This is a genomic window from Ereboglobus sp. PH5-5 (assembly GCF_029504805.1).
Lineage (GTDB): Bacteria > Verrucomicrobiota > Verrucomicrobiia > Opitutales > Opitutaceae > Ereboglobus.
On the sequence record NZ_JAQFIT010000012.1, the window covers coordinates 14,399 to 30,203 of the forward strand.

At 56.4% G+C, this 15,805-nt stretch carries 9 protein-coding genes; 6 read left to right on the top strand and 3 right to left on the bottom strand.

Going from position 1 to position 15,805, the window contains the following annotated elements:
* Positions 1-225: 225 nt before the first annotated feature.
* A complete protein-coding gene (locus M2103_RS09000; protein WP_277510055.1) occupies positions 226-6,204 on the bottom strand; it encodes an ATP-binding protein in 5,979 nt (1,992 codons plus the stop codon).
* Between the two features lie 576 nt (positions 6,205-6,780).
* On the opposite strand from M2103_RS09000, the gene M2103_RS09005 reads away from it, so the two are divergent.
* From M2103_RS09005 to M2103_RS09025, 5 genes are all read left to right on the top strand, one after another.
* Complete coding sequence (locus M2103_RS09005; RefSeq protein WP_277510058.1) at positions 6,781-7,665, top strand: hypothetical protein; 885 nt, start codon at positions 6,781-6,783, stop codon at positions 7,663-7,665.
* A 10-nt stretch (positions 7,666-7,675) separates the two neighbouring features.
* Positions 7,676-8,041 (top strand): hypothetical protein, encoded by a 366-nt coding sequence (locus M2103_RS09010; RefSeq protein WP_277510059.1) that lies wholly within the window; start codon positions 7,676-7,678, stop codon positions 8,039-8,041.
* An 819-nt stretch (positions 8,042-8,860) separates the two neighbouring features.
* On the top strand, positions 8,861-10,507 hold the full coding sequence (locus M2103_RS09015; protein WP_277510060.1) for a fumarate hydratase: 1,647 nt from the start codon (positions 8,861-8,863) through the stop codon (positions 10,505-10,507).
* A gap of 83 nt (positions 10,508-10,590) precedes the next feature.
* Positions 10,591-11,478 (top strand): GIY-YIG nuclease family protein, encoded by an 888-nt coding sequence (locus M2103_RS09020; protein WP_277510061.1) that lies wholly within the window; start codon positions 10,591-10,593, stop codon positions 11,476-11,478.
* 15 nt (positions 11,479-11,493) lie between these two features.
* Positions 11,494-11,889, top strand: coding sequence for a hypothetical protein (locus M2103_RS09025; protein ID WP_277510062.1), 396 nt, complete (start codon positions 11,494-11,496; stop codon positions 11,887-11,889).
* Positions 11,890-11,998: 109 nt separating this feature from the next.
* Here the strand turns inward: M2103_RS09025 and queF are convergent, their stop codons facing one another.
* Together queF and M2103_RS09035 are read right to left on the bottom strand one after the other, a co-directional pair.
* Positions 11,999-12,373, bottom strand: a complete 375-nt coding sequence (gene queF, locus M2103_RS09030; protein WP_277510065.1) for a preQ(1) synthase — start codon at positions 12,371-12,373, stop codon at positions 11,999-12,001.
* An 83-nt stretch (positions 12,374-12,456) separates the two neighbouring features.
* On the bottom strand, positions 12,457-13,344 hold the full coding sequence (locus M2103_RS09035) for a DUF3592 domain-containing protein (RefSeq protein WP_277510066.1): 888 nt from the start codon (positions 13,342-13,344) through the stop codon (positions 12,457-12,459).
* A gap of 131 nt (positions 13,345-13,475) precedes the next feature.
* Here M2103_RS09035 and M2103_RS09040 point away from each other — a divergent pair, with 131 nt between their 5' ends.
* Positions 13,476-15,563, top strand: a complete 2,088-nt coding sequence (locus M2103_RS09040) for an ATP-dependent helicase (protein ID WP_277510068.1) — start codon at positions 13,476-13,478, stop codon at positions 15,561-15,563.
* Positions 15,564-15,805: the final 242 nt, after the last annotated feature.

A 15,805-nucleotide genomic window follows, 5' to 3' on the forward strand; every position in this document is an offset into this window, starting at 1 on the left:
GCTCCGTTCAGCTCACGTTTCTAAGCAGCAGCTTGCCTTTGCAAGGGAACTGGAAAAATCCTCATCGACCTGCACGCTATTCATGCCAGCTTCGGTGTAGCTTTGTCTTCGACAAAGCCGTAAAAGACGACAAGGTTTTTATGTTGGATTAACCTTTTTCAACGATGCAGGTATCAAAAGTTTGTTTGTAGCACACGGCGAGGAGGCGCGAACGGGGGCCGATCTTTAGGCTGTGTGTTTGGCGATTAACTGCTCTGTATTTTCGGCTTGGAGCAAAGTTACTTCAAATGCCTGCAATTTGGTTTCCGAAAGAATTTGTTCAAAGATGTCAGGTCGCATCATCAACGCACCACCCGATAGCCGGGGCGTTTCGTCTGCGAATCCATGGTCGCCCAAAGGGCGACATCTCCACCAGCGAAAAGCCACCGCCAGTTTTTCGTCAGCATCGAAAAGATCGAGCGGGCCAATCTCCGGGCGTCCGGATAGATTCAGTGTGTTGGCCAGATTAGGAGCCAGGCCGAGCAGTTCGTGAAACTGGAACGGAGTTCCAAACAATGAGTGACCGGCGACTGCACCTGAAAAACCACCCAAGGGGAAGAGCGGTCGAGCCTTACGCCTCCAATCCCAGTTGTTTGATTCACGGAGAGGCAACATTCTCTGCGGCAGTGGCTCGATTTTGTCATTAAGCATCACCCCGGCTGTCACGCGTGTGCTCAACTTGATTTCATCGAAGCTGGATTCCTTCGCGAAATACGTCTCGAAATATGCAATCCGCTTCCAACCGGAAAGTTCGCCGTCCGGCACAGATTGAACTGGATGCACGCCATTAGATATTGCCGCAGGAAGAGGCCACGACGGGCGAACGCGTCGGCTCCAGTAGTGACGGGCGGGAATCTCCGCATGTGGCAGTAGCAAAGGCAACACTTCGAGCCAGACACGGTCGTCCCACTCGCCCTTCAGCCATAAGTGCTCTTCAAGTCCCGTCAGAACCTCGTTCAAGCTGTCTGTAAAGAGTTCATTTTCCCATCCATGAAACATTGCCCAAGGATAGCTCCTTCTCGAAATAGACATGCGCGCCTCACGACGGTCTTGCATCCTGTCCTTATGCAACTCATCGGAACGCATTATAGTTTCGAACCGCCCCGCCACGAGCTCCGGAAATTCCGGCCAAAATTTGGCGACCCGCTGCACGACATCATGAACGTCAAGTGACATGATTGCTTTTATTTTATTTAATGGCAACGCGGTCGGCACTATCGGTTTCGTTCGCGCAGGTCTCCCGCTTACGGTGACCCTCGCGCGGGTTAAAAGCATCAACGCGAGTTGTTCGGTGCCGCAGCGTCCGGAGGCAATGAAGGCATTTAGCTCAGCGACGAGTGCCTGAGTGATGACGTAAGGTGTAGGCTCAAACTGCTCCAAGAGGTTTAGCAACCATAGTTGATGTGTGAAGCAAAGCGATGCCTTCAGTATCTCGCGGAAAGCAATGACGCATTTGGCAGGATCACGCTGCACTAGCCACGCCGCGGCACAGAGTGCTGTGGTTTTGCGGCGAAGTTCCGGATGGGAAATGCGAGCCAGAATAAGAAATAGCGCGGCATCGTCGGGTGTCCACGTTGGCACCGCAGTCGGCTCGAATGAGAGGAAGGGGCCTTGCGCAGCCTCATGCCCGGGCAGGCGGACCAATATGGATTCGCACGCTTCATCCCACATGGCAGTGGCAAGTGCGATATCGTCGTGGCGTCCGAGGAACCCGATGACGTGTTGCGTCACGCCCCACTCGCCATTGCGGTGCATCATTTCCTGCGCGAGGACGGTCAATGCAACGGGACGAGAATTTTTAAAAGCACGCATCAACAAATCTTCGTGGTTTTCGTCGCCAAACGACATCCACCCTCCGCCTCCGCGATGACCCGCAAATGCGAGCGTCAGCGCATGTGCAGCCAGTTCGGTCTTGCCAGCCGATTCCAGCGCCTTGCCAAGGCCCGTGAGCAAGTCGGCCCAAGTGCCGAATCGGTTCGAGCGGGCGATGAAGGTGAGGATTTCCTCAATCTCAGGGCGATGGCTGTCGGACCATCCGACCATCGGAACTTTACAATAGTCCAAGAGCGCCTCGTTGGAAACCTCACGCCCATGGAGAACTTTTTGGAAACGTTGAAGCAATGCCAGCGGAGTTTTGGGTGGCTGCCAACGGAGCTTTGGCGGGATCGAATCACTTGGCAGGGCTGGCGTGTTGTCCTTGTGCTTGGGGTGACTGATATCCGGATCGCCGACTGGAAGCACGAATCCGGATTTTTTGGCAAAGTGGAGGAGTGTGTCGTAGGCTTTTTGGGGGTGTTCCACGGGATCGCCATGCACAGTTGCAGCCATCAACTGAAACTCAAGGCCGGATGCTGCAGGGTTTTGGTTACGCAGTAAATCTATCCGGCCGAGGCGCCGTTTGACTTCTTCGACGTCGGATGGGCCTTCAACCAGCTGTTCCAATCGGCAGCGCCACCGCGTGTCCATCGTGCTGACGTTTTCGAGCCAGTGAACGAGGCCGTCTTCAAGCCGATAATCGTAACTCCCCCCGTCATCCGTCATTGAGCGCCCAAGCAGCCACGCCGCGGAGGACTCGTCCACCGCAAACAGCCTCTTGAACCACGTTCCAGCGGAATGCCTTGTTTCTCTCCCGTCCGTGTGAAGAATCACGGCATGAACCATGGGCAACAGCTTCGCAAGCCGTTCAAGCAACTGTGGCTTACCAGCACGCATAAGCCCCTCGATGCTGTTGAGTAGTTCGAAGATCGTGGTATCTTTGCGCATCCCATAGGCGCAAAGATGGAGGCATGCGGTTTTCCAATGCTCCAGCGCGGCCACACGATCGCCCATCGTAATTAGAAGCGAGGCGAGCGCCATTTCGGCGGACGCTATTTCGTGGTAGAGTCCGCCATCGTGTTGGTTTCGAATGAGCGGTTCGATCTCGCGTCGAATCGACGCATGGAGCTCCTTGCGCCTCGCAAACGGTGCGACCAGTTCAACCAGGGCGTATGCAGTAAGTGGACCAGATTTCGAACGTTGAAGCGATGTTGTCGTGCCCGAGGAAATTTTCTTTAGATGCGCAATAACGCAGCGCCATTGTTCGGAGGTCTGGAGGAGGTTGAGGGCGACTTCGAACGATTCGTGAATGGCGCCACGCCCGAAGTAAAGGTCGCAGGCGCGCGGTGAACCTTTGAATGGGTTGACATCCGTTGCCAATGCGCGGAACGCGTCAACGACTTCTTCGGCCGCATTCGCAGGCGAGTGGACGGCGCGGCGTTCGATCCGTGCGAGTTCGATGACGAATGCCAGCCAGTTCCGATACCAACCCGAACCTCGAGTTCGAATTTCCTCCGCATCGAGGAGCTTTGGCTGGACGTAGGCGGCGATCCGAACGCTGAGGACCCACTGCGGTAGCGCCTCGCCCTTGCCGATTCCCCGGCCTCCCACGCCGATCTCATATTTACCGAGGTCGTTCGTCCAATGCGTCAGGAGCTTTGGGTCAGCCCCGAGCCGTAGGGCTTCGATGGCGCGGTGGGCACTGGTGGTGCGGCGCGCGACGCGGGTGGCTGCAGCCTTGCGGTTCTGCGCATTCAACGTGCGCCGCGCGAATTCGAGGTCGAAGATTTCAGCGATGATTACATTGCATTTAGACTCTTTCGTTAGGTGCGGCAGGTCGTCGGCTCCCGCCACTTCTGCCCACCGGCGCGCGAGGCCAGCGACGTAGCCCGAATCAACGTCGTCGCCGGCTTTACCCAGGAATTCGACCAACCGAGCACGGAGGCGATCACCCTCGCCCGTGCGCGCACGGCCATGGAAGCGAGCCATCTCTGCTCGCATGTCCTGCTGTTCCTCGGAGGGGCGCGGTTTGCGGAGGTAAGCATGCCATGGTGGACTAACGCCGGCATCTGCGCAAAATGAGCAGAGCTTGAGGCCTTCCGAGACATCGAATGTCGGCGCACCGTCAAAGGATAGACGCTGCGCAAGGTTGTCGGCCCCGAAAATCGCGGCGTAGGTCGTGCCATATTCGTAAACATCGTTGAGATTATCGTTGCATGTTCCGAGCGCGCGAATGAGTTCACCGGCACGAACCAGTTTAGGGAAGTCTTTAACGTCCGATGCGACGCGGGAATACACGCCCAAGTTTGCCGCGATCGCATCAGTGGGATGGCCCTCCGCCACAGCTTTCACGACGAAGTCGCGGTCAATTCGATCGAATACCTCGCAAGCTCGTTCGGCGCGGACAAGATTTGGCAGCAAAAACCTGAACGCCCGCGAATCGCTCAAGAAGCCTTTGCCATCCAGCCAAGCAATTACGTCTTTTAGGCTCGGGGCAAGGCCGTTCGCCTTGGTGGCGGCCGTTTCGAAAAGGTGCCGTCTAAAGCTTTCATGGTAGATACGCAGCCCGCCTTGTCCGCGTGTCCGCTCAAGAATCGGTGCGAGTTGTGTGAGGAATTCCTCGATGCGGCCACGGAAAAGAGGGAAAATTTCCTGCAATTCCTCGGGCGTGATCCCAAAGTCGATCAGGCCCATGACCTCGCCCACCAACCGTCCGCCAGTATCCAAGCTGTCGAGCAAAAATTCGTAGTAAGTGGAGAGCTTGCCTTCATTTGCCGGAAGAACACGGAGAAGCGTCAATGGCTCCGCGCCAGGACTGGCCTCAAGCCGGCGTTCCAGCTCTCGGCAGAGGTAGGTGCAGTAAAGCGCATTCCCCTGTGAGCGCCGCGTTAATTCGGCAATGAGTGCGCTCCGATCGTCATCCCGACAACACTGTGCCTTTAATTTCTTGCCCAACGGAATCCGCCCGAGGAACGCTTCGACCTCTGGTTCTTCCCAATCCGGCACCGACAGGACTGTGCCCGAGCGGGCGAGTTGTGTGATGTGATCTCCAGGCTGAGAGCCGACAAGCACGCTGACATTCTCGGGAAGCTTCAGTGCCAACAAGTCTCGCGCGATCTGCGTATCCGCTGGGGCAAGCGTCCGCGCATCGCGAAGCACCCGGGCGATGTGATCAAGGCCGTCAACGATCACAACCAGCCGTGGCGCGGGATTCATCGCACCTGCGGCATCGAGCAACGCCTGCAACTCTTGCGGTCCAGCGGCGTATCGCGTCGGATTGCGTTCGCTCAGCTCCGGCACCGCATCGACGATCTCGGCGATTAGGTTGCCGTAAAAGGTATTCAAGGTGATCCGACTTTGCACGAGCGGATCGCCGGGCTCGAGGTAGCAATAGTGCGCAGCGACGATTACTTTTCGTGCTCGCAGTTTTTTCATGAGATCGGTCAATTCCCATGACTTGCCGGCACCAGGTTTTCCGGAGAGCACAGTGATCCCTCCTGCCTTAACTTTTTCGTTAAGTTTTCGCCGAAGTTCGGGCATCGAGACGAAGACGCCTGCATTGAACGGAAATTGCTGCGAGATCCGACCGTAGTCGGTAATCAATCCAAGCTCCGCTATGACCACATCCGGAGTCAAAGTCGAGCGAGCCAAGTCAGTTCCGCGGGTTTTGTAAGCAAGGAGGATGAGTTGCGCGGCAGCCTCGACCGGTCCTCGTTGCTGGTTTGGATAACGTCCGAAGCCAACGCGATCCCCCAGCACGTTTAGCAGCAATTGCTCCATCGGACCGGCGTGGTCTAGATCGAGCGACGCCCGTGGGCATTCTAATTCGATGATCAGGCGTTTGGCGAATGCCACAAAAGCGGCGCGCTTTGTGTTCTTCAGACACCTGAACTGGGGTTGCCCTCGCTTCGGCCAGATGACGTCAACATCAAGTTGAAAACAGGAACTCTGGCCTCCAAACGAACTTGGCGCGGTGGAATGTTTAAGAAGGCACCGGTCATCCTTTGCATTAGGAATGCGCCATGTGACGCAAACCCGATACTCCGTCGCGCGAACCTTTGCGGGATCAGATAGCCAGGACTTTATTAGTTGGTCGAGGCGAAGGTCGCAGGAATCGCTGGTAAGGAAAGACCGTTCAAATGCCTTCGGCGACTCGCTGTGTTTGAATTGTCGGCGAACTTTGGTTCCGTCATCCATTACGCTCAACAGATCGTCGAAACGGTCGTAGGCATGAAACTTCGCATCCACTGTTGTAGATTGCACTCGCTCCACCAAGCTGCGTGCCAGAAAATAAGCGGTAACGATGTCTTGGTAAAAATACCCTTTATGAGCTGCTGCGAGATTGGCCATGGTTTGCCAGACGGGGTGGAATTAGGAGGCGTTAAAAGGGTAGTCAAATAATCCCGGCAGCTTGCTCCGGCTTGGTTGGCTGAGCGTGCATGAGCGTTATTTGCATATTAGCGGGTGAGCGTTGGCGAAATTGTTCAAATGCCCATCGGAGCTGGCTTGCTCCGAGGATCTTTACCGAGTGTGAAAAATGTATGAGGGGATGCTTGGAGTGAGGAAAGTGCAAAACAGCGGATGTGCGTCGAAGAGGAGATGCCGAGGCGAAGGAACGGCTTCAAGTGGCGAGTGTTGTCGGTCGCGGGGAAACGAACATGTGCAGATTCGCCGCCGGAGCGATTTCCCGAGGGGCTTAAACATTTAAAAATCTAAAGTGGGCGCGAAAGTTTGCGCTGAAACCATCGGGCTGCTCGGAGGCACTGGCGTTTAGAATGTCAACGCAGGGGGGTGAGGCATTGGGTGATGCGAGATCGGGAGGCTTGGAGTAACAAGAACGGGATAATTGGTGGCTCAAAAAATTAGGAAAATAAACTGAAAGGAACCTTTTGGATTTTGCGGGAAGCTTTTCATACTTACATGGTCATGAACTCACACGCTCATGCGCACAGCACCACCACAACAACCGAAGGACAGGATTTCCAGTTCTTCCAATTGCAGATTCACCTTCTGCTTTCCAAATGCATCGGCCTCGGCCGGGTTCTCTTCGCAATTCAAAAATCCGGCTGCTACCGGCCATTCTACGATACCATCGAAGCATTTTGCCTCGGCGAGTATAAGTTTCAGGCCGTTCAAACGCGCAATTACCTGAAGGCTGGGGAGGTTGTGACAAACCTCCTTGACGAGCTTCACCACGCTCCCGTCCCTGATGCCGCCTTCATTAGCAAAGTCGAGATGTGGTCAAACGTGAAGGCCGCGTGCGAGCTTGCCGAGGTGGCTCAGAAAAAGCGGGCGATTGTGTTGAAGAAAGCCTTCGAGCTGTCTGGGCCTGCGGGGCCAACCGCACCCAAAATCAAGGACGCAATCGCCAAGGTCGTCCACGACACCGATGAGGCCAACGAGGACAAGCGCACTACCCAGCGCCACAAGAACATCCTTCAGCTCAACAGCGTAATATACTTTGCGAGGAAGAATCCTCATTGTGGGCGCGAGGTCGATAGCAGCGTGGAGGTGATCATGCGCAATATGATGGAACGAAAGTCGGTGAAGTTTACCCGCGCGAAAAACGCATATGAAGAAAACCGTGTCAACGCACCCGACAGCCCGCCGAGAAAAACATGGGCCGCTGACCGCAAAAAAGAGGCGGAGAAAAAGAAGGAGGTGATGAAAGCCAAGGCTCAAAAGAAGGCCGCCCGAAAGGCGGAGCGGTTGAAGTTGAAATCGTCGATCCCGGAGCCGCAACTCCATCAACCGTCTTCGGAGCAGGAGAATTTGAAATCACGCCAGAAGGGAGCGCCGGCAAATAGCTGACGAAGGCACAGTGTGCATCCCCGCCGAAGAGTGGCGAGCCATGAAGGCGGACCTAGCGGAGATAAAGGCGGTTCTGTCTGGGCTCGCGGCAAACGCGAATACCAATACAAAACCCCTCACGAACGTCATTCCAGATGACGCTCGCGAAGCTTTGTTCGCGCGCGAGGCCGGAAAGGCGCGTGGGTTTTTTTCGGTGAAGGAATTCGCCGCCGCCGTCGGCAGACACCCGCATTTCATTTCCGACCATTGCAAGGCGCGTTCAATCAAAACTGTGTTTGGGCGAAAGCCCTATCGCATCCCCTTCAGCGAATACGAGGCGTGGATGCGGAAAACTGACGAGAAGACCGGCCCGCGCAGCAAACTGCGGGCGTTATGAAGCATTGAAATCCTCTCGCAGCGCAACCTCACCCTGCCGCGCTTGCCAGCGACGGCGTTGTGAACCGGGGTATTTTTGAGGCACCTTTTTTGTTACTCGAAAGTCTGGGCTAATAAAGGTCGAAAAGGCGAAAGTCCGGCCATTAATTCGTTATAGAACATTCTAAAAATAAATAGATTAGCGAATCAGCAGACCCGGTGGCCAATAGTTAGTGCAATGGGGTGAGGAGATGGAGGGAGGAAGATCCGGTGTTGTGGTTTTGTTGGTTGGAAACAGGTGTATGAGGGTAGGATTGGAGCGGGGAAAGGACAATAAACACCAGTTGCGGGGACTCGTGCTGGACGCCCGAGTCACTCAACAGGCGATAGTATCGCTTGCCTCAAATGAGGTGATTTTTAGCATTAAAACTGCGGAATTCTTATTGAGACTGTCCCGCTCCTCCGCGACCACGATGCCGATTGGAGTTGGTGAAAGAAGTTGCGCAGGGTCTGGAATGGTCCGAATTTTTTGTCAAAAAAATCCGGCAAAACACAAACCAAACGCAAACCAGGAGACGCTCTCATAGGGAAATTGAAGGCTCCAATAGGGTCCACCACTTTTCCGGCCAAAGCCGCTCTTCATGGGGCGGCTTTTGTTTTTGACCGAATTGTTTGCGACGGTTTGGGGCAACTGTGATGCCGGATCGTTTGCGTGTGTTTTTTATCCCTTCCCAAACGTTTGCCCTTTCGTTTAGTTTTCCAGCTTTTCAAAACGCCCAAACCTCTCACCATCCACACCCGCACATTCATCAAACTTCTCATTCCCTCCCGCATTCATCCCATGGCCACACCTGAATTCTTCTACCAAGACACATTTCCGCTCGGCGCGGACGAAACCGAATACCGCCTCCTTTCCAAGGAAGGCATCTCGACCACCACGCTCGACGGCAGGGAGATCGTGAAAGTCGCGCCCGAGGCGCTCGCGTTTCTCGCCCAACAGGCCATGCACGACTGCTCGTTCATGCTCCGCCCGAAACACCTCGCGCAAGTCGCCGCCATCCTGCAAGACCCCGAGGCCTCGGCCAACGACCGCTACGTCGCGCTCACCATGCTCAAGAACGCCGAGATCGCCGCGCAGGGCATCCTCCCGTTCTGCCAGGACACCGGCACCGCCACCATCGTCGGCAAAAAGGGCGAGCAAGTCTGGACCGGCGCGGACGACGCCGAATTTTTGTCGAAGGGCGTTTACGAGTGCTACACCAAGGAAAACCTCCGCTACTCGCAGACCGCCGCGCTCAACATGTATGAGGAAGTCAACACCGGCACCAACCTCCCCGCGCAGATCGACCTCTACGCCACGCCCGGCTCCGAATACAAATTCCTCTTCGTCGCCAAGGGCGGCGGCTCCGCCAACAAGACCTACCTCTATCAGGAAACCAAGGCGCTCCTTAACCCGAAATCGCTCGAAAAATTCGTGACCGAGAAAATGAAATCGCTCGGCACCGCCGCCTGCCCGCCCTACCACCTCGCGTTCGTCATCGGCGGCACCAGCGCCGAGACCTGCCTCAAAACCGTCAAGCTCGCCTCGACCAAATACTACGACTCGCTCCCCACCACCGGCAACAAGCACGGCCGCGCCTTCCGCGACCTTGAGATGGAGGAAAAGATTCTCAAAATCGCGCAGCAATCCGGCATCGGAGCGCAATTCGGCGGCAAATATTTTGCGCTCGACGTGCGCGTCGTCCGCCTTCCCCGCCACGGCGCCTCGTGCCCCGTCGGCCTCGGCGTCTCCTGCTCCGCCGACCGCAATATCAAGGCCAAGATCAACAAGGACGGCATCTGGCTCGAAAAAATGGAAACCAACCCCGGTCGTTTCATCCCCGAAAGCGAGCGCGTTCTCAAGGACGACAACATCGTCAAAATCGACCTCAACCAGCCGATGGACGCCATCCGCGCCACGCTCTCGAAATATCCCGTCACCACGCGCGTCGCGCTCAACGGCACCATCATCGTCGGCCGCGACATCGCCCACGCCAAGCTCAAGGAACGCCTCGACTCCGGCCAGGGCCTGCCCGACTACATCAAAAAGCACCCCATCTACTACGCCGGCCCGGCCAAGACGCCGCAAGGTTACGCCTCCGGCAGCTTCGGCCCCACGACCGCGGGCCGCATGGACAGCTACGTTGACCTCTTCCAATCCAACGGCGGCTCGCTCGTGATGATCGCCAAGGGCAACCGCAGCCAGGCCGTTACCGACGCGTGCAAAAAACACGGCGGCTTCTACCTTGGCAGCATCGGCGGCCCCGCCGCGATCCTTGCGAAGGACAACATCAAAAAAGTCGAACTCCTCGAGTATCCCGAACTCGGCATGGAAGCCATTTGGAAAATCGAAGTGGAAGACTTCCCCGCGTTCATCCTGGTGGACGACAAGGGCAACGACTTCTTCGTAAGCGGCTGCGCCGCCTGCGGCACGCCGGAGAAAAAATAGTCCAGTTTAATTCGTTTTAACCAAGACAATGGGTGTCCTGCGCGAACCCATTGTTTTTTTGTTTTATAGTATAAAATAAAAACATGAATTTTAATGATTTACTGATAAAAAATAACATCGATCCCAGCCATGTCATCATGTTGCGGCATCGTCCATACGAGCCCGCACTCAACAAGGCTTTTCTTTGGATCGCCTCGGAGCGGCATGATTTATTCGACGCATATCAAGCGACGCAGCCCATTCCCTTGGAGAAGGCCATGGCGCGGCTGACGGGCTCCGGATATATAGCCTCTTTTATTGGTCACAAGCCGGGCCGGGCTTTGTTTGTAGGGATATACAAAATTGAATCATCGACGCCACTGTCGTATGCGCAATTTTGGAGTCGTGCGGAGTTTAAGGAGCTATCCGAAAGATTCGGAATGGCGGGATTTCAAAAAGATAAAAATCATCCGTCACTACTGTATTTTAACCTGAAACCCACCGGCATTCATGCCGACTGGAATGGCAAATTGACAATTGCCTGGACGCCGCCCGAGCGTTCGTGGTGGAGGCGGGCTCATAGAAACGACATGCGCATTGTGTCCATACTGGAGGAAAGCGCCTTGCTTAAACCCGTTCCAAAATGGCGCGAAATCAACCTGTCGTGGCAGGAATTGCAGGCATTGCCGCAGCAATGGCGGGTGGCACTGGCCCAGTGGCGCGGTGTATATTATATTTTCGATAAATCAGACGGCAAAGGTTACGTGGGCTCGGCTTATGGCGAATTTAATATATACGGGAGATGGCTTAATTATGCCAAAAGTGGACATGGGGGGAATAAGCTGTTGAAAAATCGCGATCCAAGAAATTTTCAATTTAGCATAGTTGAACGTGTTTCCCCCGACATGCCCCCGGATGAAATTATCTCATTGGAGCGCACTTGGAAAAAACGGCTGCACACGGAGGCTCCGAACGGGTTGAATGAAAATTAAACGAATGTATGTGAAATGGCGTTCAGCCTAAAGTTTTCCTGCGGTTCGTGCGGCTTCTCGATCAGCGGCTGGGATGAGGGCAATCCGTATGTCGAGCATCCGCCGGGCAAGCGCACCTATTGTTATCATCCGGCGAGGGAGGACATCATGCGCGAAGTGGCGAAGCAGGCGTTGGGAAGTTCCGCGACCGATGAAATGCTCGACGCATTTATCAACAAACATTCGGGAAACGCGCCCGCTCACCTTTGCCTTGATTGCGGACACACGACGCTGCTCGACCCCGGCAGGGACGGGATGGCGTGTGGTAAATGCAACTCGTCCAATCTGCGCGACACATTCAATCTGACCGGAGCGAAATGTCCCAGGTGCGGCGGAACATTTTCCGAGGGCGCATTTGATGCGGTTTCATAGGACAATGACGAATTACAAAGGCAACGACTTCTTCGTGAACGGCTGTGCCCATGCGAGTCCAAAAAAATCAGCATCGATACCCTCGATGCTTTTTTAGGGCCGAATTAATTCAGCGCGGGCGTTTTGCCCTGCCACCTTTCGCGCTCCACTCCGCCGTCACGATCGACGTGAACCCTCCGCGCGCCTTCCATCGTGAAACGACCGTGAGCGAGCGCGGTTTCATCGCGCGCCCGAGGTCGTCGCAAATCGTGTTGGTCACCGCCTCGAAAAAACTGCCCTCGTTGCGAAACGCGTGGAAATACAGCTTCAGCGATTTCAACTCCACGCACACCTTGTCCGGCACGTAGCGCACCGTGATGTCGGCGAAATCCGGATGTCCCGTCATCGGACACAACGAGGTAAACTCATGATGCGTGTGCTCGATCACATAATCGCGCACGGGCGCGGGATTGGGAAACGTCTCAAGAATCTTCGGATCAACCATGACGCAAAACCTACCAATCGCCGTCGAGCCGTGTCCACTCGCAACCGCGCGCAAATCGCATCCGGCCCCGAAAAAGGGGGCGCTCACATGAACCACGCCTCGGGCAGTTCCAGCTTCCGGCGTTTTGCGCCGCGATCCCTCGGATCATACAGGCCGAACACCGCGCGTCCCGAGGACTCCAGCGCGCGCAGATATTTTATTTTTCCGGGCGTGTGCGATGCGTATGAATAAACGCCGTCGTCCATCGCATCATCAACGCGTTCGCACTCGGCGCGATAACGCAGCTGCTTGTTGATTTCCACATTTGTGGAAACGATTTTGCGCACGCGGAACTCACCCACCATGCCGTTTTTTAACATCCACTGCCGCCGCAAGGGCGCGTGGATTGCAACAACCACCACGATCGCGCCGACGAGTGGAAAAATCAGGACAAACAAGGTGGCCGCCGAACCCATGCTCAATCGGGAATCCTGAATGCGCGCGGTGGATGGATTTCCCCCAATGTATAATACGTCCACCTTGTCGCCTTTGTTCCATGTCCGCCCGGTTGTGTAGCACACGCCTTGAACGACCTCGCCGCTTTCACTTGGCGTGAACTCAAAGGCATAACGATAAACCGGTGTTTCATTTATCGACATATTGCTCTTTTCAGCCTCCGAGACGCGTCCGGTCGTTACCAAGTGGCTTCTGTCAAGCTGCCAGTCCCGGTGCAGGTTGTATGGGAAAAAGATCCATGTGAAAACTCCGCCCAGAACTAGAAAAAACAGGCCGAATAAAAAAACTCCGGCCGCTTGGGTTTTTATTCCCGCCGCGCGTTTTATCACAGGCGGGATTTCCCGTCTCGGCACAGGCGCGAGCAGGAACGCCGCCAGCGCCTCCCCGGCCTCGCGCGTCAAGCTCGGCATCGCATGCCCCGGCTGGCTGCCGGAAGCATCGCGCGCGCGGTCGCCAAAGCTGCCATTTTTATCCATGCCACAAGGCATTCCTCCCCGCCCTCATCGCGTCAACCAACAAAGCGCCGCGCGTTGCCGCAAATCGCGTCCCACTCAGAAAAACATTTCCCTGTCCGCGCCCATGCCTCAGCGTCTGGGTTTCGCACGCCATGGATTCCCCGTTCGACTCCGAAGAAACCGACTCGCCCTTCAGCCCGCCGCCGCAACCAGCGCGGCCGGTTCGCCTTTCCGCGTCCGCCTCCTCCGCCATTCCCCAATCCGCCGTCCCCTCCATCGACTTTCGCGCCTCGCTCAACGACGAGCAATACGCCGCCGTCACCGCCGAGCCCGGCCCGCTCCTCGTCCTCGCCGGCGCGGGCTCCGGCAAGACGCGCACGCTCACCTATCGCGTCGCCTACCTGCTCTCCAAGGGCGTGCGCCCGGGCGAGATTCTCCTGCTCACCTTCACCAACAAGGCCGCCAAGGAAATGCTCCACCGCGTCAACGACCTCACCGGCGTCGAGCCCAGCCGCTTTTGGGGCGGCACATTTCACTCCATCGGCCACCGCGCCTTGCGCATGTTTGGCGAGGACATCGGCCTGCCGAAAAACTTCACCATCCTCGACGCCGACGAAGCCGAGTCGCTTCTCAAGCAAACCGTCGATGCCGAGAGCAAGGGCTTCTTCAAGGACAAGACCAACCCGAAGCCCGGTCCGCTCTTCAACGTCATTTCCCTCTCGCGCAACACCCAGCTTCCGATTGGCGACACGATCGAAAAATACTTTCCCCAATACAAGGATATCGCCTACCTCATCCCGCCTTTTGCCGTCGCCTATGAAAAAAAGAAGCGCGAGCAAAACGTCTGCGACTACGACGACCTCCTTGAATACTGGCTGCGGCTCCTTCAAAAATCACCCTCCGTCACCCAGTATTTTTCCGAGCGATTCCGGCACATTCTCGTCGACGAATACCAGGACACCAACACCGTGCAGGCGCAGATCGTCGACTGCATTGCCACGCATCATCGCGTGATGGCCGTGGGCGACGACGCGCAGTGCATCTACTCGTGGCGCGGCGCGGATTTCGAAAACATCGCGACATTTATGGACCGGCATCCCGGCACCGCCATCCACCGCATCGAAACCAACTACCGCTCCACGCCCGAAATCCTCAATTTTGCCAATCGAATACTCGACGCCCAGCCTCACCGGCGGGCCGAGCTTGCAAAGGAGCTTCGCGCCGCCCGCGGTCACGGCATGCGCCCCCAAGTCGTCCAGACAATGGACGACCGCGAACAAGCCGATTTTGTCATTCGCCGCATCCGCTGCCTTGTTGACGAGGACGGCGTCTCCCCCTCGGAAATCGCCGTGCTCTACCGCTCGCACTTCGTGGCGATGGAAATGCAGCTCGCCCTTTCCCGCGCCGGCATGCCCTACCACATCACCAGCGGCGTGAAGTTTTTCGAGCGCCAGCACATCAAGGACATCGTCGCCTTCGTCCGCTTCGTCTACAACCCCGCCGACGAACTTGCATGGCAGCGCATCGCCTGCCTCCTCCCAAAAGTCGGCGAAAAAAGCGCGCAAAAAATTCACGCTGTCGCGCGCGAACACGCCGCGCTCATGCGGCAGGACTTAATCGCCGTCCTCGAAACCGACGACGTGAAAACCAAGGTGCCCAAGGGCGCGCTCGACGACTGGCCGAGCTTCTGCGCCTCGCTCTCCGAAGTCGCCGAAACCATGCGCACCGCGCCGCCCGCCAAGGCGTTCGACATGGCGGTCAACGGTTGGTATGGCGATTATCTCCGCGGCGCCTTTGCCGATTACATTGACCGCCTTGAGGAGTTGAAGGCGCTGGTCGGTTTCGCCTCGCGCTATGAAACGATGCAGGACCTCCTCGCGCAAATCGTGCTCCTCAACGGCGAGACAAGCGACCGTCAGGTCGATCCCGACGCCGAGGCGATCAAGCTCACCACCGTGCACCAAGCGAAAGGCTTGGAATACGATGTCGTGTTTGTGATTGGCGTTGCCGACGGCTATTTCCCCGGACGCCGTGCGATTGAGGACGGCGATGTCGAGGAAGAGCGCCGCCTCTTCTACGTCGCCTCCACGCGCGCGAAAAACGAATTGTATTTATGTTATCCGAAAGTCGCGACCCGCGCCGGCCCCGGCGGCATGCTCCTCGAACCCAGCCGCTTCCTAAAAGAAATCGACCCCGGCCTCTACGACATCCTCAAGCCGCCCCGGCGGAGTTATTGGTAGGCGGAGGAATGAGTTGAAGGGCTGGGGAAAGTGCGTGAAATGGTGGAGGAAAATGAGAAGTTGAGACAAACAGTTCACCCCAAAGGCATACAAAAAGGGATCACATCTTATTTTTTGCAGGGGCAAAAAAACACGCTTGCGCCCGCAAGACGGCGCGCTGCGCCGCACAAACCTCCAAACCTGCGGGCAAGATGCCCGCGCTCCCGGGCGAATGCGTGGTTCGATCAAAATGTTCATCGGGT